Origin of the sequence: Rhodococcus sp. KRD162 (genome assembly GCF_017168335.1) — a bacterium.
Taxonomy (GTDB): domain Bacteria; phylum Actinomycetota; class Actinomycetes; order Mycobacteriales; family Mycobacteriaceae; genus Rhodococcoides.
The window spans coordinates 23,524-46,528 of record NZ_JABFAU010000056.1; the positions used below are offsets into that span (position 1 = coordinate 23,524).

General features: G+C 63.5%; 22 protein-coding genes. 11 read left to right on the plus strand and 11 right to left on the minus strand.

Annotated features, from left to right (window positions below; translation table 11 throughout):
- Nucleotides 1-3: 3 nt before the first annotated feature.
- Nucleotides 4-942 carry an ABC transporter permease gene (locus J1M87_RS26135; RefSeq protein WP_206492610.1) on the minus strand — a complete coding sequence of 313 codons (939 nt, stop codon included), beginning with the start codon at nucleotides 940-942 and terminating at the stop codon, nucleotides 4-6.
- Nucleotides 942-1,952: an ABC transporter permease gene (locus tag J1M87_RS26140; protein ID WP_241257477.1), complete on the minus strand. Its 1,011-nt coding sequence runs from the start codon at nucleotides 1,950-1,952 to the stop codon at nucleotides 942-944. The genes J1M87_RS26135 and J1M87_RS26140 overlap by 1 nt, the downstream gene beginning before the upstream one ends.
- Before the next feature lie 241 nt (nucleotides 1,953-2,193).
- On the opposite strand from J1M87_RS26140, the gene J1M87_RS26145 reads away from it, so the two are divergent.
- The 6 genes from J1M87_RS26145 (at nucleotide 2,194) to J1M87_RS26165 (ending at nucleotide 8,731) form a co-directional block, all read left to right on the plus strand.
- Nucleotides 2,194-3,771, plus strand: a complete 1,578-nt coding sequence (locus J1M87_RS26145) for an ABC transporter substrate-binding protein (RefSeq protein ID WP_206492611.1) — start codon at nucleotides 2,194-2,196, stop codon at nucleotides 3,769-3,771.
- A 19-nt stretch (nucleotides 3,772-3,790) separates the two neighbouring features.
- Nucleotides 3,791-5,002 carry an exo-alpha-sialidase gene (locus J1M87_RS26150; protein WP_206492612.1) on the plus strand — a complete coding sequence of 404 codons (1,212 nt, stop codon included), beginning with the start codon at nucleotides 3,791-3,793 and terminating at the stop codon, nucleotides 5,000-5,002.
- The gene (locus J1M87_RS26155) at nucleotides 4,999-5,691 is read left to right on the plus strand and encodes an SDR family NAD(P)-dependent oxidoreductase (protein ID WP_206492613.1); all 693 of its coding nucleotides are present in this window, start codon (nucleotides 4,999-5,001) and stop codon (nucleotides 5,689-5,691) included. The genes J1M87_RS26150 and J1M87_RS26155 overlap by 4 nt, the downstream gene beginning before the upstream one ends.
- Nucleotides 5,692-5,765: 74 nt before the next feature.
- On the plus strand, nucleotides 5,766-6,947 hold the full coding sequence (locus J1M87_RS28910; protein WP_241257478.1) for a four-carbon acid sugar kinase family protein: 1,182 nt from the start codon (nucleotides 5,766-5,768) through the stop codon (nucleotides 6,945-6,947).
- Nucleotides 6,944-7,957 (plus strand): 4-hydroxythreonine-4-phosphate dehydrogenase PdxA, encoded by a 1,014-nt coding sequence (pdxA, locus tag J1M87_RS28915; RefSeq protein WP_241257479.1) that lies wholly within the window; start codon nucleotides 6,944-6,946, stop codon nucleotides 7,955-7,957. The genes J1M87_RS28910 and pdxA overlap by 4 nt, the downstream gene beginning before the upstream one ends.
- A 12-nt stretch (nucleotides 7,958-7,969) precedes the next feature.
- Complete coding sequence (locus tag J1M87_RS26165) at nucleotides 7,970-8,731, plus strand: DeoR/GlpR family DNA-binding transcription regulator (RefSeq protein ID WP_206492614.1); 762 nt, start codon at nucleotides 7,970-7,972, stop codon at nucleotides 8,729-8,731.
- A 107-nt stretch (nucleotides 8,732-8,838) separates the two neighbouring features.
- On the opposite strand, the gene J1M87_RS26170 is transcribed toward J1M87_RS26165, so the two are convergent.
- Nucleotides 8,839-10,065, minus strand: a complete 1,227-nt coding sequence (locus J1M87_RS26170) for a GGDEF domain-containing protein (protein WP_206492615.1) — start codon at nucleotides 10,063-10,065, stop codon at nucleotides 8,839-8,841.
- Between the two features lie 127 nt (nucleotides 10,066-10,192).
- On the opposite strand from J1M87_RS26170, the gene J1M87_RS26175 reads away from it, so the two are divergent.
- Genes J1M87_RS26175 through J1M87_RS26185 form a run of 3 tightly spaced genes read left to right on the plus strand, consistent with a single transcriptional unit; the run spans nucleotide 10,193 to nucleotide 12,550 of the window.
- On the plus strand, nucleotides 10,193-11,398 hold the full coding sequence (locus tag J1M87_RS26175; RefSeq protein ID WP_206492616.1) for an MFS transporter: 1,206 nt from the start codon (nucleotides 10,193-10,195) through the stop codon (nucleotides 11,396-11,398).
- 14 nt (nucleotides 11,399-11,412) lie between these two features.
- Entirely contained in the window at nucleotides 11,413-11,769 is a 357-nt protein-coding gene (locus J1M87_RS26180; RefSeq protein WP_206492617.1) for a metalloregulator ArsR/SmtB family transcription factor, read from the plus strand.
- A gap of 49 nt (nucleotides 11,770-11,818) precedes the next feature.
- Complete coding sequence (locus J1M87_RS26185) at nucleotides 11,819-12,550, plus strand: TetR/AcrR family transcriptional regulator (protein WP_206492618.1); 732 nt, start codon at nucleotides 11,819-11,821, stop codon at nucleotides 12,548-12,550.
- Here J1M87_RS26185 and J1M87_RS26190 read toward each other — a convergent pair.
- The 3 genes from J1M87_RS26190 to J1M87_RS26200 all read right to left on the minus strand — a co-directional run bounded on the left by J1M87_RS26190 (nucleotide 12,523) and on the right by J1M87_RS26200 (nucleotide 15,025).
- A complete protein-coding gene (locus J1M87_RS26190) occupies nucleotides 12,523-13,491 on the minus strand; it encodes a diiron oxygenase (protein ID WP_206492619.1) in 969 nt (322 codons plus the stop codon). The two genes, J1M87_RS26185 and J1M87_RS26190, sit on opposite strands and share 28 nt — an antisense overlap.
- 120 nt (nucleotides 13,492-13,611) lie before the next feature.
- Nucleotides 13,612-14,043: a hypothetical protein gene (locus J1M87_RS26195; protein ID WP_206492620.1), complete on the minus strand. Its 432-nt coding sequence runs from the start codon at nucleotides 14,041-14,043 to the stop codon at nucleotides 13,612-13,614.
- 148 nt (nucleotides 14,044-14,191) lie between these two features.
- Nucleotides 14,192-15,025: a phosphatase PAP2 family protein gene (locus J1M87_RS26200; protein ID WP_206492621.1), complete on the minus strand. Its 834-nt coding sequence runs from the start codon at nucleotides 15,023-15,025 to the stop codon at nucleotides 14,192-14,194.
- A 121-nt stretch (nucleotides 15,026-15,146) separates the two neighbouring features.
- Between J1M87_RS26200 and J1M87_RS26205 the strand changes: the two genes are divergently transcribed.
- Nucleotides 15,147-15,995, plus strand: coding sequence for a sensor domain-containing diguanylate cyclase (locus tag J1M87_RS26205; protein ID WP_206492622.1), 849 nt, complete (start codon nucleotides 15,147-15,149; stop codon nucleotides 15,993-15,995).
- A 152-nt stretch (nucleotides 15,996-16,147) separates the two neighbouring features.
- Complete coding sequence (locus J1M87_RS26210; protein WP_206492623.1) at nucleotides 16,148-17,170, plus strand: hypothetical protein; 1,023 nt, start codon at nucleotides 16,148-16,150, stop codon at nucleotides 17,168-17,170.
- A gap of 112 nt (nucleotides 17,171-17,282) precedes the next feature.
- On the opposite strand, the gene J1M87_RS26215 is transcribed toward J1M87_RS26210, so the two are convergent.
- The 5 genes from J1M87_RS26215 to J1M87_RS26235 all read right to left on the minus strand — a co-directional run.
- Nucleotides 17,283-17,951 carry a S1 family peptidase gene (locus J1M87_RS26215; RefSeq protein ID WP_206492624.1) on the minus strand — a complete coding sequence of 223 codons (669 nt, stop codon included), beginning with the start codon at nucleotides 17,949-17,951 and terminating at the stop codon, nucleotides 17,283-17,285.
- Nucleotides 17,952-18,207: 256 nt separating this feature from the next.
- Nucleotides 18,208-18,333 carry a hypothetical protein gene (locus J1M87_RS29170; protein ID WP_307830929.1) on the minus strand — a complete coding sequence of 42 codons (126 nt, stop codon included), beginning with the start codon at nucleotides 18,331-18,333 and terminating at the stop codon, nucleotides 18,208-18,210.
- A 209-nt stretch (nucleotides 18,334-18,542) separates the two neighbouring features.
- Nucleotides 18,543-20,324 carry a cutinase family protein gene (locus J1M87_RS26225; RefSeq protein WP_241257485.1) on the minus strand — a complete coding sequence of 594 codons (1,782 nt, stop codon included), beginning with the start codon at nucleotides 20,322-20,324 and terminating at the stop codon, nucleotides 18,543-18,545.
- Between the two features lie 372 nt (nucleotides 20,325-20,696).
- On the minus strand, nucleotides 20,697-21,572 hold the full coding sequence (locus J1M87_RS26230) for a cyclopropane mycolic acid synthase family methyltransferase (RefSeq protein ID WP_206492626.1): 876 nt from the start codon (nucleotides 21,570-21,572) through the stop codon (nucleotides 20,697-20,699).
- Nucleotides 21,572-23,005: thioesterase domain-containing protein (locus J1M87_RS26235; protein ID WP_206492627.1), on the minus strand; the 1,434-nt coding region annotated here is incomplete at its 5' end. The genes J1M87_RS26235 and J1M87_RS26230, both read right to left, overlap by 1 nt.

Here is a 23,005-nt window from a genome sequence, read left to right on the forward strand (position 1 = left end):
GTCTCAGGCACGCCCTTTCTCGTTGAAGCGGGAGAACATTCGTCGTAGGCTCGATCCGGCCGGACGGTCGCGCAGGCCGTCACCGAGCAGGTTGACGCCGACCACCAGCAGCACGATAACCAGACCGGGCAGGGTGACGAGCCACCAGGAGGTGGTGATGTAGTCCTGACCGTCGGAGATGATGCGCCCCCAGGTTGCGAATGGACGTTGTGGTCCAGCACCGAGATAACTCAGTGCACTCTCGAGCAGCACTGCCTGCGCGAGGAGCAGCAGCACGACCAGCGATGCCTGCTTGATGATGTTGGGGACCACATGGCGCAGCAGGATTGCGATTCTGCCGAGCCCGAGCACTCTGGCCGCAGCGATGTACGGCTTCTCGCGTTCGACCAGGACGAGTGATCTCGTCAGTCGGGCAATCTCGGGCCATTGCGCAATGGCGATGACAAATGTGATGACCGGGATGGACGGACCGAAGAGCGCGACGACGAGGAGCAACATCATCAACAACGGAAGGGACAGTTGCGCTTCGAGCAGGCGGGACACGACTGCGTCGACCCATCCGCCGAAGAAGCCGGCGAGCGACCCGAGGGTGAGTCCGATGAGCCCCGAGACGATGACAGCCAGGATGCCGACTGTGAGCGAGACCTGACCGCCGTAGAGCACGCGGGCCAGTAGATCGCGTCCCAGCTGATCGGTTCCGAAAAGGTGACCGTCGGTGAGCGGTGCGAGTCGCCGTTGGGCGAGGTCGGTGACGTCGGGTGAGGCGAGTGGCAGGACCCGCGCGAACGCGACCGGGAGGATCACTGCCAGTGCGCATACGGTGCCGATCCATATCTTGACGCGGCTGTCTCGTCTCCTGCGCGTGGCTCCGGCCGAGGCGAAGTCCTGGGGAGTAACGGCACTGGGACGCGCTGCGTCCGAGGGCTTGTCGACGACTGTCATCAGCTTGCTGCCTTCCCGAGGCGGACGCGGGGATCGAGGAGTGGGTAACAGAGATCGACGGCCAATTGCACGAGGACGGCGAGCACTGCAGTGACCAGAACCGTTGCCTGGATCAACGGGTAGTCGCGGGTTTCGAGGGCGCGCACCACCAGTGAGCCGACACCGGGCCAGGCGAAGACCACCTCGACCACGACGACGCCGTTGAGCATCGACGCGAACCTGGTGCCGAGTGCGGTCAGCACCGGAATCGAGGAATTGCGCAGCGCGTACCGCCAGGTGATCTCCCGTTCGGTGACGCCCCGCGAGCGAGCGACGGTGACGTAGGGCGAGGCGTACGCGCTGACCATCTCGCGTCGCACCATCCGGGAGATGAGGGCGATCTGCAGTATCGCGACGGTGACGGCCGGCAGGATCAGCGACGACCAGGTGGTGAACCCAGCCGCTGGGAGCACCGGGATCAGTACGGCGAAGAAGGTCAACAACATCAAGCCGGTCCAGAAGTCGGGCATCGACTGGCCGGCGATAGTGACGACGTTCGCACCCAGCTCACGGCGGGTATCGGCGCGACGGGCCATCCAGATACCCAGAGGAATCGACACCACGGTGGTCAGCAGGATCGCCGCGATGGCCAGGGTGATCGTGTACGGGATGCGCTGGAGGACTACGTCGAACGCTGGTGCCTGGAACGAGTACGAGGTACCGAGGTCCAGGGTGAACAGGCCCTTCAAGTACAGCGCGTACTGAGTGAAGATCGACTGGTCGAGCCCGAGGTTGGTGCGGATCTGCGCCAGGTCCTCGGTGGTGGCCAGTGGCCCCGCCATCGAGTAGGCCGGGTCTCCGGGGGCCATGCGGATCAGTACGAAGACGGTGGTGAGCGTCAGGAAGATGGTGAGCACGCTCTGCCCGAGCCGACGCACAACGTAGCGAGCCGTCGGCGCGGTAAGGAACGCGGGTAGCACGGAGTTCGTGGCCGCGGGCACGCTGGGCGGACTGGCGGTGAGCTGGGTCATCGCTCCACCTGCGCTGCTGATACTGCTTGGGTCATCGTCGACCTTTCGATAACACTGCCTCGTTGTAACTCAGCTCACAATTGCACCGATGCGCGATTTGCGCAACCGGCAATATTTTTCTGCGCATTTCAAGCATTTCGTAGTACAGTCGCCATGTGTCCACGATCACTTTCGTCGACGGAGGTCTGCGAGACCTGAACCGACATCCACATTTCGATGCGCCAGTCACGAGAGGTCAATGATGACCGAAAGCTTTGTCAACCAGCGTTTTTCACGGCGAGCACTGTTTCGATCGAGTTTGGTTCTCGGCGCGGGGCTGACCCTCGGCGGCGCGATGACTGCGTGCGCAACGCCCACCGGCCAACCAGGGCCGGGCACTGTCAGCTTGGCCATGAATCGATCGATGGTGACCCTGGACAACAAGCTCCTCCAGTTCGACGCGGCCCTGACCGTGCAGCGCTCGGTGCGCGAGGCGTTGACCACCATCACTCCGTCACTGAAGGTACAGCTCGTTCTTGCCGACAGCTTCGAGCTCGTCGCGCCGACGCGGTGGCTGGTACATCTACGCCCCGGAGTCACCTACTCCGACGGCAGGCCCGTCCGGGTCGAGGACGTCGACGTCGCGCTGCGCATGTACAGCCAAGTCACGGGCTCGTTCGTCGGAACGTTCTTCCCCGAGTGGCCCACGGTCGGCAAGATCGACGACTCGACGTTCACTCTCGACACCGAGCGGCCCATCCCTGTGCTCGACTACTTGATGTCGAACATCCTGATCACCCCCGCCGAGGACAATATTCCCGAGGACTTGCAGGACGGGGTCGGTACCGGCCCGTTCGTGGTGACCGCGTCCGATCGCGGTACCGGAAACTACTCACTGGCCAGGAACCAAACATATTGGGGTACTGCGGCATCGGTTGAGTCGGTCAACGTTCGGTTCGTGCCCGACGAGTCCAATCGCGTCGTCTCACTTCGTAGCGGCGAGGTCGACGTCATCGATGCCATCACTCCCGACGCGGCCGATCAGCTCGCCGGCTTGGCCGGTGTGACCGTGCAGCGCACGGACGGCGTGCGACTCAATCAGCTCTTCTACAACTTCCGGAAGCCGGCCGGGCATCCACTGGCGGATCCTCGCGTCCGAAAAGCACTGAGCTATGCGATCAACGGCAACGCATTGATCGACCAGGTGATGCAGGGCACGGCAACTCCGTCGCGCGGCGTCGTGCCGGGCATTCTGGCCGGGGCGATCGAGACCGGTGAGTACGTCTACGATCCGCAGCGGGCTCGGCAGGAGCTCGATGCGCTGGGCGTTCGCGATCTGGAAGTCAAGATCATTTGGGAGACCGGTGAGTTCGCGGCCGACACCGACATCATGGAGTCGGTTCTGCAGATGTTATCGGCCGTGGGTGTTCGTGCGACGTTGCAGCAGTTCGAGCCGGGCGGCGACATTGCCACGTGGCGTCAAGGCAAGGCCGGCGACTGGGACATCCTCGGCAACGGTTACCCCAGTCCCACCGGCCTGGCCGTGACGATCATGCAGGGCATGTACGCGGGTACCGCGGCAAAGGAAGAGACTCGAGACACCTACCACGGGTACATCTTTCCCGAGATTGCATCTCTCATCGCAAAAGCCTCCGAGGACGCCGACCCGGCCACTCGAAACGAGACTCTCGCCCAAGCCCAGCGCCAGATCTGGGATACCTGGCCATGCCTGTGGTCGTTCGTACCCAAGACCGTCATCGCTCGTCGCAACCGCATCGATGGAATCGACCTGCGTCCCACGAACTCCTACGACATGGCTGCGGTCACGCTCACCTCGTGAGCGAGAAAGAAGGTAGAACATGAGCGACATCAGCTTCCTCACACCGGGCGATCTTCTCGCCGACGGCGCTCTGCGCGAGACCACCGAGCCGGGCCGATCCGACGCGTTTGTGCCTGCACCTCAGGTGCAGAACCACGCTGCCAATCTGGCGATCCTGCCCGACGGCGCGTTGGCGTGTGTGTGGTTCGCGGGCACGCAGGAGGGTGTTCCCGACATCAGCGTATGGTTCTCCCGGCTGGAGGCCGGGGAGCGCCAGTGGAGCACTCCCGTCCAGCTGTCCGAGGACCCGACGCGTTCGGAGCAGAATCCTGTGCTTTTCGTGCGTGATTCGGGCGAGGTGTGGTTACTGTGGACGTCGCAGCATGCGGGAAACCAAGACACCGCTCGGGTTCTGCGTCGCATCTCCCCCGACGGCGGGATCAGCTGGGGCGAGGCGCACGTGTTGCTACCCGAGACCGATGCGGGCGGAGTCTTCGTACGTCAACCCGTGATCAGGCTCGAATCGGGACGGTTGCTGCTGCCGGTGTTCCACTGCGTCAAGCTCGACGGCCGCAAATGGGTCGGTGATCGTGACTACAGCGGTGTCATGGTCTCCGACGACGATGGCACGACGTGGCGCGAGGTGGTGGTTCAGAACAGTGTCGGCTGCGTCCACATGAACATCGTTGTGCAGCGCGATGGCTCACTGGTCGCGCTGTACCGCAGTCGGTGGGCGGATCACATCTACCGCAGTGTCTCCGCCGACGACGGAGATTCCTGGAGCGCCCCGGTCCCCACCGAACTGCCGAACAACAACTCGTCACTTCAGGTCGTCGCCCTCGCCGACGGAACGCTGGCCCTGGTCTACAACCAGTCGTCTGCGCTGGACGCCACGGCGCGACGCGTATCGCTGTACGACGAAATCGACGACGACGGTTTGGCCGATGGCACCGATGACGCCGAGTCCCCCCTCGACGACGGTGATACGCGTGCGGCTTTCTGGGGGGCACCGAGAGCACCGATGACACTGGCCATCTCGTCCGACGGCGGGCTGACCTGGCCTGTTCGACGAGATCTCGATGTCGGCGACGGCTACTGCCTGACCAACAACTCTCGTGACGGCTCCAACCGCGAGTTCTCGTACCCGTCGATCGTCGAGGACGCCGAAGGTCGGCTTCATATCGCGTACACCTACTTTCGCCAGGCGATCAAGTACGTTCAGCTCGACTCGGACTGGGTCGTCGACGCGTGAGCACGACGCCGCATGCCGTCGTCACCGGAGTCAGCAGCGGGATCGGCGCGTCGATCGCACGGATGCTGTCCGGGCGCGGTTGGCAGGTCACCGGCCTGAGCAGGACCCGCCCCGAGCACGGTTTCGAGGACGGCGGACCGCACCGCTGGATCGGCATCGATCTTGCGGACACCCGGGCCGTCTCCGACATCGTCGACGACCTTCCGAATCCCCACTCGATCGTCCACGCCGCAGGAGTGCAGCGATCGGGCCGACTCGGAACTCTCGATCCTGCGCACAGCGAGCAGATGTGGCGCGTACATGTCGCTGCCGCCGAGGTTCTGGTCGACCGGTTGGCCTCGCGTATCGACGACGGGGGCCGGGTGGTATTGATCGGCAGCAGAACGATGACCGGAGTAGCGGGTAAGAGTCAGTACGTCGCCACCAAGTCCGCATTGGTGGGCATGGCGCGGTCGTGGGCGATGGAACTGGTGAACCGCGGAATCACCGTCAACGTGGTGGCTCCCGGCCCGACCGACACCCCGATGCTGCACGATCCGGGGCGCGTCGCCACCCCTCCGATCACCCCACCGCTGGGGCATTTCATCGATCCCGACGAGGTTGCCGAGACCGTCGCATTCTTGCTGTCGCCGCACGGCCGCAGCATCACCGGCCAAACCATCATGCAGTGTGGCGGGACATCGCTGTGACAAAAATACGCGAAACACGCAACAATGCTACGGTTCGATGCGCATATAGCGCACAAGCAGAGGGGTGGGGCACGATGACCGACGCACAGCGCCCCAACATCCTGATACTCGCGGACGATCTGTCGGGAGCCGCCGAAACTGCCGCACTGTTTCTCGATCGTGACGTCACCCTCGGCATCGACATCGGCACCCGCCACGGCGACAGCGACGTGCGTGTGCTCGATCTCGGTACTCGGGCCATGTCCGGCATCGAAGCGGCAGACCGGGTCCGAGCATCGATGCGCGATATTCCGCCCCATGTTCGGGTGATCAAGAAAATCGATTCGATGTTGCGTGGCAACATAGCTGCCGAGGTCGAGAGCCTTCTTGGCACGGGACCGATCGTGTTCGCCGCCGGACTTCCCGCCCTCGGGCGCACCGTCGAGAACGGTGTTCCGTACATCGACGGGGTGCCCCTGCACCGCAGCGGCCGATGGGCGTTGGAGGCAACCGAGGCCCCTGCCTCGATAGCGGACCTGTTCGGGCATGTGCCCACCGTCGCCGTAGAACTCGAGGACGGAATCGATGGACTTACGGCTGCAGTGGATTCCGGTGCAGTGGTGGTGTTCGACGTTCGATCGGAGGAAGACCTCGATGCGATCGTGGAACTATCGTCGCAGATTCCAGGAGTTCGTCTCGTAGGCACCTCGGCGCTGGCCGCGGCGGTGGCGAGAACACTGCCGCCGAGCGCCCTCGACGCCCCACCGATCGAACCAGCATCCACACTTGTCGTGGTCGGCACCGCAGAACCTGTTGCTGCACAGCAGGTATTGGAACTGGTGCGCTCAGGTGCGACGCACATCCGGATACACATCGACCATCTGCTGGCCGGCACCGATCCCACCTCGGTGCGCAACGCCTTGGACGGCGGTCACGCGGTTCTGACGGTGACCGGGCCGGTCGATCCAGCTCGATCGAACGAGGTGGCGGCCGCGCTCGCAGAACTGGTCGCCAACGCAATCGAAGATCGGGCCGTGGGACTCGTCCTCACCGGAGGAGAAACCGCACGCCGTGTCCTCGACGCGCTCGGTGTGAGCACACTGCGTCCGATTGCAGAGATCCATCACGGGGCAGTCGTATCTCGCACGGCTACAGGTGGATACATCGCCACTCGCCCCGGGAGCTTCGGTGGACCGGACAGTCTCGTCGCTATGACCGCGTACCTACGCGGCGTCGTCAACACACACTCTTTCTCTCACAGTGAGGCATTGGCATGACCACAACACTTCAGCCCTTCATCGCGGTCACCATGGGCGACGGCGCCGGAATCGGTCCAGAGGTGATCGTGCCCGCCATGATCGACCCCGCCACCCTCGAGCGATGCCGGCCCGTGGTGATCGGTGACGCGTCACGTCTGCGCTTGGCAGCGCAGGTACTCGGAACCGACGTCGAGATCGTCGCCATCGACCGCATCGAGGATGCAGAATTCTCACCGCAGCGGATCAACGTCATCGATCTCGACATGCTCCCCACGGATCTCTCGTGGGGCGAGTTGTCCGCGGCTGCGGGGGATGCCGCATTCCAGTACATCCGCGTGGCAAGCGAACTCGCCGTACGCGGCGACGTTCAGGCGATCTGCACGGCACCGCTGAACAAGGAAGCACTGCACGCGGCCGGTCATATCTTCCCGGGTCACACCGAACTGTTGGCGCACCTGACCGGCACCGAGGAGGTATCGATGATGCTGTCGACACCCAAACTCAAAGTCATTCACGTGACCACCCACATCGGATTGCTCGACGCGGTCGCGAAGATCGAACCGGGTCTGGTCGAGCGCACCATCCGGCGCGGTCACGAGGCGTTGGTTCGCTCCGGCACCGCGAATCCGAAGATCGGTGTCTGCGGGATCAATCCGCACGCGGGCGAGAACGGATTGTTCGGCTACGGCGAGGAGGATCTCAAGATCGTGCCTGCGGTCGAGAAGCTCAAGGCCGACGGTATCGACGCAGTGGGACCGTTGCCGGCCGACACCGCCTTCTTCCTGGCCGGCCGCGGAGACTACGACCTCATCGTGGCCATGTATCACGACCAGGGACACGGACCGGTGAAGGTGCTCGGGATCGAAGCTGGAGTGAACATCACGGTGGGACTGCCGGTGATCCGCACGTCCGTCGATCACGGCACCGCATTCGATATTGCGGGCAAGGGCATTGCCGAGGCCGGTAGCATGATCGAAGCTCTGCGGCAGGCTGCCGAATTGGCCACCAGCCCAGCGCTACTGAGCTGATAGGGGTGGGTGGTGCGAGTTTCGGAAGCCCGACGCAATGAGATCGTGCGCCTGGCGAAGTCGGGTGGTCTGACCAGCGTCGAGGAGTTGTCGGCGTTGTTCAAGGTTACGGCCTCGACGATCCGACGCGATCTCGACCATCTCACCAAGCAGGGGCTGCTGGCCCGTACCTACGGCGGTGCCATTGCTATCGGCAGCCGGCACGAGGCGTCGGTGAAGCAGCGGTCACTCGAGGGGTACGACGCCAAGCGGCTCATCGCCGCCAAGGCCGCCGAGTACATCCAGCCGGGCGAGACGGTACTGCTCGACGCGGGTACCACTGTCGGCGCGATGGCGGAGTTTCTACGCGACGCGGTCGACCTTACTGTGATCGCCGCTGGATTGACCGCCCTCGAGGCGCTGGTCGACGCAGACGAAGTGCACGTGGAGTGCATCGGCGGCACCTTGCGTCATGTGAGTCAGGGATTCGTCGGCCCACTCGCCGAGGCCTCCCTGCGGCGGGTCTCGTTCGATCGCGCGTTTCTCGGAGCAGATGCTGTCACCGCCGACTTCGGGATCTGCGAAGCGGGCTCCGATCAAACGCAGTTGAAGGAGCTGATGATGGAGCGCGCGGTCGAGACTTACATTTTGGCGCACTCGGCCAAGCTCGGCCAGAAGCCCTTCCATGCCTGGGCTCCCATCCCGCCGGGCACCACGCTTATCACCGACGCCGAGGCGACTCGAGCTCAGATCGACGCCTTCGAAGGCAAGGGCGTCGTCGTCGTCATCGCGTAGAAGGCACTGGCCCCAATTCCGCCCAACCACGAGCACGGAGCTCGCATCGGGTGCACCGCCGCAAACGCGCGCGCATTTTGCGAATGAACCTGACAACCAGGCGAATCTCAGGCCCGCTTCGAGGAGTACATCCGCTCGTCCGCAATGCGAAGCAGCTTCTCGGGGTCGGTGGTCGGTTCCCAACTCCATCCGACGCTCACCGATACCGGAATGTCGGTGCCATCGATGTCGTAGGGGCCGGCTAGGTGGCCTCGAACTCGGTCGGCGAGTCGTTCGACGCCTTCGGCCGATCGTGCGCTGTGCAGCAGGGCGACGAACTCGTCTCCGCCGATGCGGCAGGAGATGTCTTCGGTGCGGGTGTTGTCCAGGATGCGTCGTCCGATCGCCGCGAGTACTCGATCGCCCACGACATGGCCGAATCTGTCGTTGATGGTCTTGAACGCGTCGATGTCCACGAAGAGCATTCCGACCGGCTGATCACCGGGCAACTGCGCGAGCTTGTCCAATTCGATCATCAGTCGTCGGCGATTTCCCAGTGAGGTGAGGTCGTCGATGAGGGCCTGGCGTTCGAGTCTCGCTTCGGCAACCTTGCGTGCGGTGATGTCTTGTATCTGCGCGATGATCACGTCGCCGGAGTCGCCGTCGCGTACCACGGTCGCGTTGCGCTGCACCCAGATGGTGGCACCGTCCTTGCGGATGTACCGCTTCTCCGATGCGATGTTCGTCAGTGTTCCGTCTGCCAACGCCTTCAGATGTAAGTCGGCGAGAGGAATATCGTCGGGATGGGTGATGTCGCGGAAAGTCTTCTGCCGCAATTCTTCTTCGGTGTAGCCGAGTAGCTCGCACAGGGCTTTGTTCACCTGGAGCCAGCGTCCGTCCCGGGTCATCACGGCGTTTCCGATCGGGGCGTTGTCCATCACGTTCTGAAACAGCCGAATCGCACGGTCACGTTCACGCTCGATCTCGGCGCGCGCACTGACGTCGACGACCAGAGCGGTGAACCCGATGACGACACCGTCGACGATATCTGGCACGTAGGTGGCCTGGGTGACGCGAACGACTCCGTTGACGTCGATGAGGGTGCGGTCGAACTGCTGTTGCTCGCCGGCCAACACGCCGGTGATGTAGGGCAGGTTCAGTTGGTAGAGGTCTTCTCCGAGTAGTTCACCGATGTGCTTTCCGACCAGATCCGATGGCTCGATACCGAAGTAGTCCGCGTAGACGCGGTTGGCGAAGACATTGCGTTGCGCGCTGTCCCAGTACCCGACCAACGACGGCAGCTGCTCGACTGCTCGACGCATCACCTCGTCCGATGTGGAGCGCTGCTTGGTCATGAACACCTCGTTTGTGATGCCGATCGCGCAACGGTACCCGAACAGTCTCGCATCATGATCGCACGAGCACGCGATCATCCCGTTCCAATGAGTGCGCACGTGCGCACTCATATGTAGGGTGAATGCCATGCTTCGGGCCAACAACGCTTTCCGTCGCCTGTTCACCGCACAGGTCGTCGCGTTGGTGGGCACGGGGCTGCTCACGGTGGCTCTGGGGTTGCTCGCCTACGACATCGCCGGCAACTCCGCCGGTGCCGTGCTCGGCACCGCGCTTGCGATCAAGATACTCGCCTACGTCTTCTTCGCACCCATCGTGTCCTCGGTGACGAGTGCGCTGCCCCGCAAGTTCGTGCTCGTCACTGCCGACGCCGTCAGAGCGCTGACGGCGATGGCGTTGCCATTCGTCGATCAGGTGTGGCAGATCTACGTCCTGATCTTCGTTCTGCAGGCCGCGTCGGCAACGTTCACGCCCGCCTTCCAGTCCGTCATTCCGTCGGTGGTCCCCGATGTCCACCAGTACACCCGCGCCCTGACGCTCTCCCGCCTCGCCTACGACCTCGAGTCCCTGCTGAGCCCACTGATCGCCGCAGCCCTGTTGACGGTCATCGATTTCCACCTGCTGTTCGTCGGCACCGCCGCAGGGTTCCTCGCGTCCGCTGCGATGGTCATCGGCACCGCTCTGCCGAATCACGCTGTCGCCGAGCACAACAGGCCGACCGACGGCATCGCGATGTTCATCGAGAACCGCGAGCTCCAAGGACTTCTGGCACTGAACACAGTGGTGGCCGCCGCAACGGCGCTGGTGTTGGTCAACTCCGTGGTCTACGTTCGCGATCTGTTCGGCGGCGGGTCCAGCCAGCTGGCTATCGCTCTCGGGTTCTACGGCGGCGGCTCGATGATCGCAGCTCTGTTCATCCCGCGCGCCCTCGGATCCACGAACGATCGCACCCTCATGCTGGCCGGAGCCGCGACCGCTGTGACCGGAACCGCCGCAGCAACCCTGGTGGCAACTCTGCACGGAGGATCGGCCGGCTGGGTCGCCCTCGCCACGACGTGGACGATCCTGGGCGTCGGGACCTCGATGATCAACACGCCGTCGGCGAGAATTCTGCGGCGTGAGTCCGACGAGAGCACTCGAACGTCGATCTTCACCGCGCAGTTCTCGCTCTCCCACGCCGCATTTCTCGTCACCTATCCGGTAGCGGGATGGGTCGGGTCGCACTTCGGTCAGTTCACCGCGGCGGCGGTGCTGACGGGCTTGGCTACACTTGCGGCATTGTCCGCAGCACGCCTGTGGAGTCGCTCCCGACTGTCGGTGGTCGTCTCCGCGTAGGGAGACGACGTTCGATGCCACCGAAGAAGGAACCGCGCATCAGTCTCGACCATGCCGCCGAACCGGACTCCACCCGCCTCGCGACGGCGAGCGACACCTTTCGGATGCTGTCCGATCCCACCCGGCTGCACATCCTGTGGCTACTCGACCGCGGCCCCGCAGACGTCAGTGCGTTGACCACCGCCACCGGTACCTCGCGCACCGCGGTCAGCCAGCATCTGGCCAAGCTCCGATTCACCGGGCTCGTCGAGACCCGGCGCGAGGGCCGCAATGTCATCTACCGCCTGGCCGACGGCCACCTCGCCCGTCTGGTGCGGGAAGGGCTCAACTTCGCCGACCACAAGGTGACCGGCGAACCCCCACACGAATAGCCGCAGTCACCGACGGCCCTCGCGAGGGCAAACGTGAGAACATGCAGCCATGAACGACGGTGGGTCACATCCCAAGGCCGATGGCCGCAAGAGGCGTTGGGAGCAGCACAACACCGATCGTCGACGCCATATCATCGAGGCCGCGATGACCGTTCTGGCCCGCGACATCGCCCCTGGTGAGCGTCTCACCACCGCGCAGATCTCGGCAGAGGCCGACGTGCATCGCACCGGGCTCTACCGGCATTTCAAGGATCGCACCGACCTCGACACCGCCATCCAGCGAGCCATCTGCGAGCAATTATCTGCGGCGCTCGTCAGCTCGTTCGCGTTGACGGGCACTCCGCGTGATGTGGTGCATCGCGTCGTGAGTACCTATGTGCGCTGGGTTGCCGAACATCCGGCGTGGACGCGTTTCGTCGAGCAGGATGTCAGTGCCCAATCGCCGACGCCGCTCGAGGAGACCAATGCTCTGCTGGCCGAGCAGCTGGAGGTCAGCGTCGCCGCGTTCCTCGCCCTCGTTCATGCCGATCTGTCCACCGACGACTGGTCGCTGGTGCGGCCGTGGGTGGCGGGCTTGGTTTCCGGCTGCATGGGTGCGGTGCGCAGTTGGAGCGGGCAGACCGAATCACGCACGGGTCTGGACCATTTCGCCACGTTCCTGGCCGACACCATCTGGCTTCAGGTCAAAGGGCTCGGCGCGTCCCGCGGGATTGCCATCCCGCAGATTCCGCTCGAAACCGTCCCCGTGGAGCGTCAGCCGAACGACGGCTCACTGCGATAGCGCGACGGCCGTCCGTCGATTCCGAGTGCGCGCCATACCCGTCGGGATACGCGGTTCATGAGTCCGAGTTTGTCGGCGAGCATCCGGACATCACCGAATGTGTCGCGCAGCGCCTTTCGTGAGGTGTCGCTGTTCCACCAGACGGCGTCGACGACGTCATCGGGGATCGCGAGATCGCGTCGCATCTGCTTGCTCGGCTTCATGATCATGTCGCACAGAATTCGCATCACGATGGGCATCAGGACCGAGATCGATGCCTTCTCGAATCGTCCGAGTCGGGGCGCCTTGTGCTCGAGATACTGATGAGCGAAGCCGATGTGCCGCGCTTCCTCGGCGATGTGGATCTGCATCACGCGCATCACCAGAGGGTGGCCGACGGCTCCGCTGCGCAGAATTCCCTTCTGCATGTGGTCGATCGGTTCCTCCCCGGCCAGGACGCCGACGAAGAATCCGAACGGTGCCGATCGGCTGGCGAACAGTGCGAGCACCGGTACCACTTTGCGGAACCAGGCGGGGCCGCCCGGCACGTCGATGCCGATGCGGTTGACGAGTTCCTGGAACATCTGGGTGTGGTGGCACTCTTCGGTGGCCTCGTGCGTCGAGTACCGAAATTCGGGTGAATCGTTGGGCAGGGTGAGGGCGTAGTGCATCAGTCCGCTGATGAGGATCTGCTCGAACTGCAGGCCGACCTTGACCATGCTGGCCTGGCGATACATGCCGACGTGGATCTGCTGGTCAAGGGGAAGAGACTTGTACCAGTCGGTGTGGCCGAGCGGATCCTCGTCGGGCAGCACCCAGCGCGGATCGTCGGGGACTATCGCGTACTCGGGGTCGTCCCACGGAATGTCGAGGAAGGCGTCGAAATGCTGGTGCACCGATGCCGTCGACAGCGAATGCAAGTTGTCTCGATAGCGAGTTCGTGAGTCGTCGACTGCAGTCATGGTGATCCTTCCGCCTGCTCCCGAACAATCTTTACGCTACACAGCGTCACACATAAAACGAGTTAGTGCAACGGACCGTCGCAGATAGATCGAGATTTTCCGTCCGACACGACGAACTACTCAGCCCCACAGGAGCCGTTGCCCCACCGAGGCTTTCGTCGGACCCAGATCGAAGGTGGTGGCATCTGGCATCAGGTACGGGACGAGGACGCGCATCGCGTACTCGCGATGCTCGAGCAGAACCTCGAGATATGCGCCCGACGCCTCCTCGCCGGTCACGTCGGAGACGATGGCGTACGACCGCAGATCCGCAGCGACGGCACGCAGATCGTGGACGAGCTGCTCGTGCATCGCAGCATTCGATGCCCCGTCCCCTGCAGTCTGAAGTGGCGCGAGCAGCCGCTGCCCACCGGAGACGGCGTTGACGACGGCCACCGGGTGGAGCCCCCAGTTCTCGCTGATCCGTTCGGCCGCGATGTCGATACAGACGTCGAGCAAGTCGTCGAAATCCTGTTGGCACTCGATGCTCGTCACTTCTCGCCACTTCGTCATCAAGACCCCATCGTCGACCGACTACCCCACCTCTTGGACGGGCCGCGAGCGCAAACGGTTCCGGAAAGTCGTACATTCGTACAAATTTGCTGAATCAGCAAGCTACTTTTGCCATTGACCGCCCGTTCGACACGGCCGTCGAGAGATCTCACAGGGTGATTCGGTGCGCCGGCACTCCCTGGGTTGCCGACTCGCCGACGCTCCGGCCGTCGAGTCGATGCAGCACGTAGCTACCGAGGGTCACCGCGCACGCCGCGAGCAAGGCGCCTGCGCACACATCGGTCAGCCAGTGGACGCCGAGGTACATCCGCGTGCACGCAACGGCAGCGGTGACCGTGACGGCGAGGACGAGCAGCAGGGTTCGCACGGTGGTGGACCGCCCCGCCCCTGCCATGAGGGCGAGCATCAGTAGCAGGGCCGCTGTTCCCGTGACGTGCCCCGACGGGAACGAGGGATCGGTCTCGAGCATCAGCTGGATCGATTGCGGTGGCCGCTCACGGCCGACTGCCAGTTTGACGATCGTGCACAGTATCGAGGCCGAGCCGACGGTCACCAGCATCACCAGCGCGGGCCCGTACCGCTTCGTCCGCCACACCATGATCACGGCAATCACCAGGCCCAACGCGGCGGTCTCCGCAGGGCCACCGGCCGCGGTGAGCGCACTGGCCAGTTGCCCGAGCACGGGCGATCGATGGTCCACGAACCACTGAGCCACAGGCGCATCGGACCCGGTCAGCCAGCCGTTGCTGGATACCGCAAGGGCCAGAACCACAAATCCGAAGGCGTAACCGAGAGCGGAGAAGACCGTCGCACCGGTTCGGTCACCGCGGATCCGGCGAACCGTCCCGAGCACAACGAGGCCGACGGCGATGGCCAATCCCGCTGCCTCCACATCGGCACTGGCGAGTTCGGTGAACACTTCGGTGACCGTCGCGTGGACGGCGGATGTCGATGACGAGAGCAGCACGTGACCAGTGTGCATAGGTGCTCCTGAAGAACCGCTGAGAGCGAACCTTCCGTGGTGGGACTCGTGCGCCGGTGGGCTCGACACCACCTCGACTAGACTTCCGATGCGGGAAGGGGAGAGAGCAGGTCGGTGCGTCGTGGAGGAACACTGGTACCGGCGCATATTCGCCTCCAGCCCCGTGGCGCAGGCTCTCTCCGACGCCAATGGATTGTTCGTCGATGTGAACACCGCCTACTGCGAACTCGTCGGCTTGTCCTCCTCGGAACTGCTGGGTCGATCCGCGACGGTGCACACGCACCCGGACGACCTCCCGCTGCACAGCAGCGTCGAGGATCTGATGGCTGCCGGGACGGCCGCGGACAAATCCGTGAAGCTCGAGGTGAGGTTCGTTCGACCGAACGACGAGATTCGCTGGGTTCTACTGACTCTGGTTCCTTTCACCGGGCCGTCCGATGCCGAGTGGACGCTCGCCGCCGCTCTCGACATCACCGAACGCAAGGAAGTCGAGGACGGCATCCTGCGTGTGTCCCGAACGGATCAACTGACCGGGGCTCTCAATCGTCGCGGCTGGTCGGACTACGCGGTATCCGTCGTCAAGGAAAATTCGGTCGACACAGCCGTCGCGGTTCTCGATCTGGACCACTTCAAACAGTTCAACGACAATTTCGGCCACGCAGCCGGCGATGCGTTGCTCCGCGACTTCGCGTCGAGTGCCCGTCACTGCATCGGCGACGATGGACTCTTGGCACGATGGGGCGGAGAGGAATTCGTGATCACTCTCCGCAACTGCGATCGTCGTGGTGCTCTTCGATCACTCGAGGCTCTTGCAGCCGCCACGACAAGTTCAGGGGTGACGTTCTCCGCCGGGTACACAGTCCAGCGACCGAACGAAGGTCTTCGCAACACACTCGACAGAGCCGACGCACTGATGTTTCAGGCGAAACGCGCCGGCCGCAATCGAATGGTCACCGACGCGCCTCACTGACACGGGCGATCTGTTCGCCGCCACTGAATACGTTCCGGCGCATCCCCATCCCCATGCAAACACCACGGTTGCGGGGTCGAGCATCGCTCCCCAGCAGCAGGTAGTACGGCGAAAGAAGGACGTTGGACAACAAAGTCCGGCATGATGTAGTGATGACTACCAGCGTCTTGGCTGCTTCGGAGTCGGGTGTGTCCGCAATTGCGTTGTGGACCTTGATCATCGCGGTGATCGCTGCAATCGGTGCCGCGTGGGCGGCGCTGAGCGTGCGCCGCGTCGGATCGAACGAGGATGTCATCTCTCGGGAGTTGGCGGCGTTGCACACTGCCGTCGACCGTCAGGTGCGTCAGTCGAGCGAGAACGACTCGTGGAATCGCGACGAGGTCACCGCACGGTACCAAGAGTTGCTGTTCGCCCTGTCGAATGTGGATCGGGTTGTGGCCGAGGATATTTCAGCCGCGGTGGTATCGACCCCGGTGGGCGATCTGGGTGCGGCGACGCGGTCTCTGAACAAGGCCTACGACCAGTTGAATTTGGCTCTCACCGCGGCACTGGTGGTTGCTCGCAGACGCGTCCACCCGTTGGCCTTGGAGCTGTCGACGGGTATCGATCGTCGAGTGTTGACCCCGCTGGCACCCCAGTCCGGGATCCCCGCTCCCGCACACGAACGCCTGCAGAGCGAGCATGCGTACATCAAGAAGATGCACTCACTGCTGCTCCAGGCGATGCGTGCCGATCTGGGTCTGCTCGATCCCGGCATCGAGGCAACACTGATCTTCACCACGAAAGAAGTCGAGTCGGGCGCGCTGGCCGATCGGTCGACGGCGGCTGGGCGCAGCGGCGTGCAGCTGATCAATCTGCTCGAGGATTTCGGTGTGATGCCGTTGCTCGGCGCGGAGGACGACTACGTGATGTCCGACGAGCTGCTGGGCCAGTGCGAGGTTCTCTACAGTGCAGTGAGCGCGACCTTCGAGGCGGTGATGCGCCACATCGGCGATGAGATCCACCTGGCGATTCGTCCCGATCTCACCGACGAACGACTCGATGAGATCTACGAGATCGCCGTCCGGCTGGTCGAAGCGGGATTACGCGGCAACATCCACCGCAGGGACGGACTCGACGGGAGCAGCCTGTTCCTCATCGAGCCGAGCCATCGCGCCGGAACCGACCCGGTGTAGCGGGGCGTGCCCTATCCGCCCTGCGCCCGGACCCCAGCGTCCACTATCGAACACCATCGGCGGAATCCCGCGGCCGAGCCACGACCCTGAACACCGAGGTTCGGTAACCGAGCTACACCGGCCGAAATCCTGCTCCAGGCGCTCCGGATACGCCCAGCAACCGCAGCGATTCCACTGCCGATGCATACGCGGTGGGGGTCACCAGTGGTGCGCCGGAGGCGTGACTGGCGATGCCGACGAGTGTGGTTCCGACTACGAGCGGCCCACCGGAGTCGCCCCAGACGGTGAGTGCGTCGGACATCAGATCGCTGCCCCGCGTTTCGGTGATCCTGCCGCACGTCAGTCCGCTGCCGAGCCCGCTCTTGCACACCGGCTGACCCACCGCGCCGGGGCCGATGTCCGTGACGGTGATGCCGCCCAGGCTGGCGACCGGTGTGACGGCGGCCGGGTCGAGAACGATGACACCGTAATCCGGCCCCCAATGCCCGACGGCCGTGGTGCCGACCGGCGCGCCCGGCGATCCGACGAGAGTGACGGGTAGGCCTGCGCGGAGGATGCAATGACCTGCGGTGAGGGCAACGAGGCGTCCAGCGTCGTCGTATCCGACGGCAGCGATGGAGCAGAGGGTGAGGTCGTCGAGGGCTCCGGTGGTGACGAAGCCACTGCCGGGCCCGACGACCGGCAAGGGTGCAGCAGCGGCGGTACCGGCCGACATCGTCGTGAGTGCCAGCACTGCTGCGGCGAACAGTGCACTGACAACACCGAGTCGGGCGTTCTTCATATGGGCACTACTCCTCGACGGAAGTTCGGGGCGGTAATAGCGAATCGCCACCATCCAAACAGCTACCGGCGACGAAGGCGAGTCGTGATCTAGGTACTCGGTATCGTCGCCGTCTGGTTGTTGATCGGGTCTGTCACCGCCGTGTGTATCGTCCTCGGCCTTCGCCGTGTCGATGCCGAGCAAGCCGCAACCGAATCGGCGTGCAGAATCACTGACGGCACAACACCGCAACAGGAGGCCGCGTAGTCGAGCGGTGTCAGGGCGCAGGTGTATTTCCGGCTTCCAGGGTGAACCGCACAACGTCGATGCGTGAACTCTTGAATCGAGCCGACGAGCCGGTGAGGTACTGCACGTACTTGTCGTAGGCCGCCTCCGAGGACACGGCAATGGCCTCGTCTCGCGACCGATCAACTCCTCCGCTTGGGTGCCGAGCGTGTGTGCATTTCGCCGTCGGCCCAATTCATCGTAAAATGCAGTCGGATGCCACGCTGCACAGCAACTGATTTCGCTCCGAAATGAAGGGCCGGTACTAGAGTACCGGCCCTTCAACACTTGCCTGCTGGCTAAATCCCAGCGGGTGCCACTGTCACATCAGTTCCCACTGCTGCCCGTTCCGAACGGAAGAAGACTGCCCAAGCCGCCGAACGGACCCGCACTGCTGCCCGTTCCGCCTGAACCCGAATTCGGGGCAGTTCCATCGTCTGGTCCAAACGAGTAGACGGGCGAATCAGTTGTGTCCGTAGAATCGACGACTGTGACCGGTACCTCGACAGAACGTCCACCCGGCTGCCGAACGATCAGGTGATGATCGCCGTTCGGAGCGTCCATAGGTACGTTCACAGCCACGACGGCACCACCATTTTCATCTGTTGTGAAGTTACCGATCACCGTCGGTTCTGAAGCGAAGAGCGCCGTGCCTGGTTGTTTCACGAGCCAGCCGCCGACCGAGAACAGAATCTCCTGCCCCCGTTGCACGAGCGTGGGCTCACGCACGACCGCAGGCAGTGCATAGCCGGTGTCCTTCATGACCCGGAATGCGGCACACTGAAATACCACGACGTCCTTCTCCCCATTCACTGGGCACGATGCCTTGGTAGTCGGCAACCCATATGATCCGTGGATCTTCTTACCAAAAACCACGTCCACAGGCGGATTGCAAACGATGTCGCCGACCAGGCAGAAAGAACTCACGACGTTCTGATGTGTCGCGAGGTACCCGGCAATGTCGGCGTCAGCGTTCGTAATTCCCAGAGCTACTGCACCCGTCGACTTCTTGGCCGTACCCTCATGACGCTCACCGAGTCGGCCGGGCCGTACGTTTGGATCGCCCAAGAAAACAATAGATTCCACCGAATCCACTTCACTGGAAGCCAAGTTATCAGTCAAGTACCTGTTGATAACGTTAGCACCCTGTGAATACCCTGCAAGGACCACGCGCGTATCACTCTTGCATTTGCCGTAGAGCGCTTTCATCACCCTGGTCAGATTATCTGCGCCGATTTGGACGGAGCTGCGATACTCCGCGGATGCATAGTCGACGCTAAAAGCGACCGGAATAGCGGGATATGCCACCGACATGACGTTGAAGTCATAGTCGACCGACGGCTGCCGCTGCAGGAAGTTGAAGACCTCACGCAAAGGCCCACCCATTCCCAGATCTACAGTCCCGTCCTTGTTGAACGGTTTGATTGCGGCCGCCGAGGCCTCGTAGTAGGCGAGGTCCGGGGTTTGCGGTTGCTCACTGGAGCCTCTGACTCCGATGAAAGTGGGTGCTGTACAGACGATGCCAGGCCTGATGTCTCCCGCTCCACTAGTAATAGCGGTAGAGATCGCCGCACTGAGTTCGGTGGTGTTGGTGGCAGTGAAGTATTGGCCACCAGTGGCAGCTGCGATGCAGCTGAGTTCGCTCTCGGCCACGTCCGGTGCATTGAAGCCGACAGCGTGCACGCGAAAGTCGATACCGAATTGGGTTTTGAGTTCCGCAGCCACAACGCACGGGTCGCCACATGAACTCTGACCGTCGCTGATGAGAATGATGGTCCGGTCGCCGCTGGCCGGCAAGTCGCTGGCCGCAGCGCGCAAAGCATCGGGAGTCGGCGTATTGCCGCTCGCGCCCAACTGGTCGGCAGCCGCGTCCAGTTCGTCTTTATTGTCCGTACCGATCGGCACGAGCAAACTGCCCCCCTGGCCACATCCGCCCGCGAACGATCGCAAGCCCGCCGCCTGTCCGGGGGCCAGCGCGTCGATTCCTGCGTGCAGCGCTTCCTTGGCCTGATTGAGGGGCACGCCGTACATCGAACCCGAGGTGTCGACAACGAAGAGCACGGTCGATTTTGTGTCGTCGGCCTGTGCGACAGGGGCCGACAACCCCATCACCAGTAGTACCGCAACGAGCGTCCCGAACACCCCCCGGCCAATTTCTCGGGAATGGGTGCGAGCTGTGCGGTGACGTGTTCGCCACCGTGATGCAAATGACACTGACACTGGGTCCCCTCTGACTGCCTCTTCGATCATCAACGCGGGGGCAGAAGGCGCACCCGACCCCATGGATGTAACAGCGTCAGAGCCTCATTGTCTGTCCTGCGAACGGACTAACCGTCAGTCGTATCGCAGTCAGTGCCAGTGGACGCGACACGGTGAAAAGCACTGACTTACGCATCCGTCGGCAGTCGGCTGATGACTATTAGCGCGAGCAGGCAGAAGCTTATGCCCAAGGCAGAATGACCAGTGAGCGCTGTCGCGCAGTCACTCCACAGCTCCATCTGCTGCCGCGAGCGTGAATTGCACGACGTTGATGCGTGAATTCTTGAATCGTTCCGAGCATCCGGTGAGGTATTGGACGTATTTGTCGTAGGTCGCTTCCGAGGACAACGCGATCGCCTGCTCGCGGGCCGCGATCAGCTTCTCGGCCCAGGTGTCGAGTGTCCGGGCGTAGTGCGGCCCCAGTGCGTGCTCGCGGAGCAATTCGAACCCGGCCTCAGCCGCTTTCGCTTTCACCACCTTGACCAGTGTCAACTGTCCACCGGGGAAGATATCGCGCAGGATAAACCGTGAGAAGTGCGCGTCCTCGCGGGTGAGACCGCCGCCGGAGGCCGGGTCAGGCGGCGTTATGACGATGGTGTGCAACAACATTCGTCCACCGGGTTGCAGCACCGAGCGGCACTTGGCGAAGAACGCGGAGTATCGCTGGCGTCGAAAGTGCTCGAAGGCACCGATACTGACGATCCGGTCGACGGGTTCGTCGAACTCTTCCCAGCCCTGCAAGCGGATGTCGACGATGCGGTCGGTCGGCAGATCGGCGACGACCCTACGGGCGTGGTCGTACTGATTTCGGCTCAAGGTCAGGCCTATGACGTTGACGTCGTATTTCTCCACCGCCCGTTTGGCGAGGGCTCCCCACCCGCAGCCGATGTCGAGCAGCGTCATCCCCGGCTTCAGGTCGAGCTTGCCGAGCGCCAGGTCGATCTTGGCGGTCTGTGCCTGTTCGAGCGTCATGTCCTCGCGCTCGAAGTAGGCGCAGCTGTAGGTCATGCTCGGATCGAGGAACAGCGCGAAGAACTCGTCCGAGAGGTCGTAGTGCGCTCGAACGTCGTCGACGAAGGGCTCCAGTTGTTGGTTCATCACGCCACACCCTTCCCTACTGCTTCGGTGCCGATGACTCGGCCCAGTACACGAGCACCGCGCTCGCTCAGCATGTCTTCGTGGTCTGCATCGACCCGGTGGATCGAGATACGGCCGTCGGCGAAGTCCGTCCACTGCTCCGCGCCGTGTGAACCGCGAGCGGCGAGGTAGTGCACGGGCCCCTCGAACACGGCCGGCTGGTACGACGCCACCCAGCTCGGGGCCGAGACGACGGGCCGGAACATGCGCTGCAGATGCTCTGCGGTGAGGAAGGCCAATTCGCTTCCCGTGCTGTGCAATCGATCCACGATGGCCTCGAACGAGTCGCCCTCGACCCCGAGTTGCGCGGCGAGATCGCCGATCTCGAACTCGGTGGTGCCCTCCGGCTGCGTGAGCTGTGCGTCGACGAGCGCGAGCAGGGCCACGCCCTCGCCGTCTGCCTGCAGCTGCGTGGCCACGGCATGCGCGATGACGCCGCCGAGCGACCACCCGAGCAGGTGGTAGGGCCCGTGGGCCTGAACCGCTCGGATCTCGCGCACGTATCTGGCGGCGAACTCCTCGATCGACGACGGTGCGGCGTCACCGTCGTCGATTCCCGGATCCTGTAGTCCGTACACGGGCCGGTCGGTCTCGGCGAGCAGCGACAGGTAGCTCCACGCGATTCCGATGGCCGGGTGCACGCAGAACAGCGGGGCACCGATGCCCTCGGTTCGGAGCGGAAGCAGCACATCGAATGCGTTGCTCGACGGCATATCTCCCGCATCGAGCTGCGCTGCCAGCGCCGCGACTGTCGGGTGCATCAGCAGCATGCCGACCGGAATTCGGCGGCCGAGGCGGTCGCCGAGTGCATCCATCACCTGCACCACCGACAGGGAGTGCCCGCCGAGATCGAAGAAGTTGTCGTCGATTCCGATGTGTTCGGCGGGTATGCGCAGTACCTCCGAGAACTGGGCGTGCACCAGCAGCTCGTTCGGTGATACCGGCGCCCGGCGCTCGCTCGACATCACCGACGGTGTCGGCAATGTGCGTACATCGACCTTGCCGGACAACATCATCGGCAGTGCATCGACGACGGTGACGGTACCGGGCACCATGAATGCCGGCACCGCGGCGGCCAGAAAGTCGCGGACCGACCGCGGCTCGACCGGCCCCACCACGTAGGCGGCCAACGAATGCGCGTGCCCGATCACGGCGGCCTGGAGCACATCCGGGTGCCGCAGCAGCGCCGCCTCCACCTCGGCCAGCTCGACGCGGTGGCCGCGAATCTTGACCTGCGAGTCCACTCGGCCCAGATATTCGAGTTCGCGGCGACCGTCGCGCAGCACCCAGCGCACCAGGTCACCTGTTCGATACAACCGACCGTCGCCGAACGGGTTGGCAACGAAACTGCCTGCCGTCATGCCGGTTTGACCGACGTATCCCTCGGCCAGACC

Bases quoted from the DNA above. Each gene is read 5' to 3' on its own strand.
- J1M87_RS26210 (WP_206492623.1), top strand. From the start codon at position 16,148: ATGACTACCAGCGTCTTGGCTGCTTCGGAGTCGGGTGTGTCCGCAATT.
- J1M87_RS26135 (WP_206492610.1), bottom strand. From the start codon at position 942: ATGACAGTCGTCGACAAGCCCTCGGACGCAGCGCGTCCCAGTGCCGTT.
- J1M87_RS26170 (WP_206492615.1), bottom strand. From the start codon at position 10,065: ATGACCAAGCAGCGCTCCACATCGGACGAGGTGATGCGTCGAGCAGTC.
- J1M87_RS26215 (WP_206492624.1), bottom strand. From the start codon at position 17,951: ATGAAGAACGCCCGACTCGGTGTTGTCAGTGCACTGTTCGCCGCAGCA.
- J1M87_RS26200 (WP_206492621.1), bottom strand. From the start codon at position 15,025: ATGCACACTGGTCACGTGCTGCTCTCGTCATCGACATCCGCCGTCCAC.
- J1M87_RS26230 (WP_206492626.1), bottom strand. From the start codon at position 21,572: ATGAACCAACAACTGGAGCCCTTCGTCGACGACGTTCGAGCGCACTAC.
- J1M87_RS28910 (WP_241257478.1), top strand. From the start codon at position 5,766: ATGACCGACGCACAGCGCCCCAACATCCTGATACTCGCGGACGATCTG.
- J1M87_RS26150 (WP_206492612.1), top strand. From the start codon at position 3,791: ATGAGCGACATCAGCTTCCTCACACCGGGCGATCTTCTCGCCGACGGC.
- J1M87_RS26185 (WP_206492618.1), top strand. From the start codon at position 11,819: ATGAACGACGGTGGGTCACATCCCAAGGCCGATGGCCGCAAGAGGCGT.
- J1M87_RS26225 (WP_241257485.1), bottom strand. From the start codon at position 20,324: ATGGGGTTGTCGGCCCCTGTCGCACAGGCCGACGACACAAAATCGACC.
- J1M87_RS26175 (WP_206492616.1), top strand. From the start codon at position 10,193: ATGCTTCGGGCCAACAACGCTTTCCGTCGCCTGTTCACCGCACAGGTC.
- J1M87_RS26180 (WP_206492617.1), top strand. From the start codon at position 11,413: ATGCCACCGAAGAAGGAACCGCGCATCAGTCTCGACCATGCCGCCGAA.
- J1M87_RS26140 (WP_241257477.1), bottom strand. From the start codon at position 1,952: ATGACCCAGCTCACCGCCAGTCCGCCCAGCGTGCCCGCGGCCACGAAC.
- J1M87_RS26190 (WP_206492619.1), bottom strand. From the start codon at position 13,491: ATGACTGCAGTCGACGACTCACGAACTCGCTATCGAGACAACTTGCAT.
- J1M87_RS26195 (WP_206492620.1), bottom strand. From the start codon at position 14,043: ATGACGAAGTGGCGAGAAGTGACGAGCATCGAGTGCCAACAGGATTTC.
- pdxA (WP_241257479.1), top strand. From the start codon at position 6,944: ATGACCACAACACTTCAGCCCTTCATCGCGGTCACCATGGGCGACGGC.
- J1M87_RS26145 (WP_206492611.1), top strand. From the start codon at position 2,194: ATGACCGAAAGCTTTGTCAACCAGCGTTTTTCACGGCGAGCACTGTTT.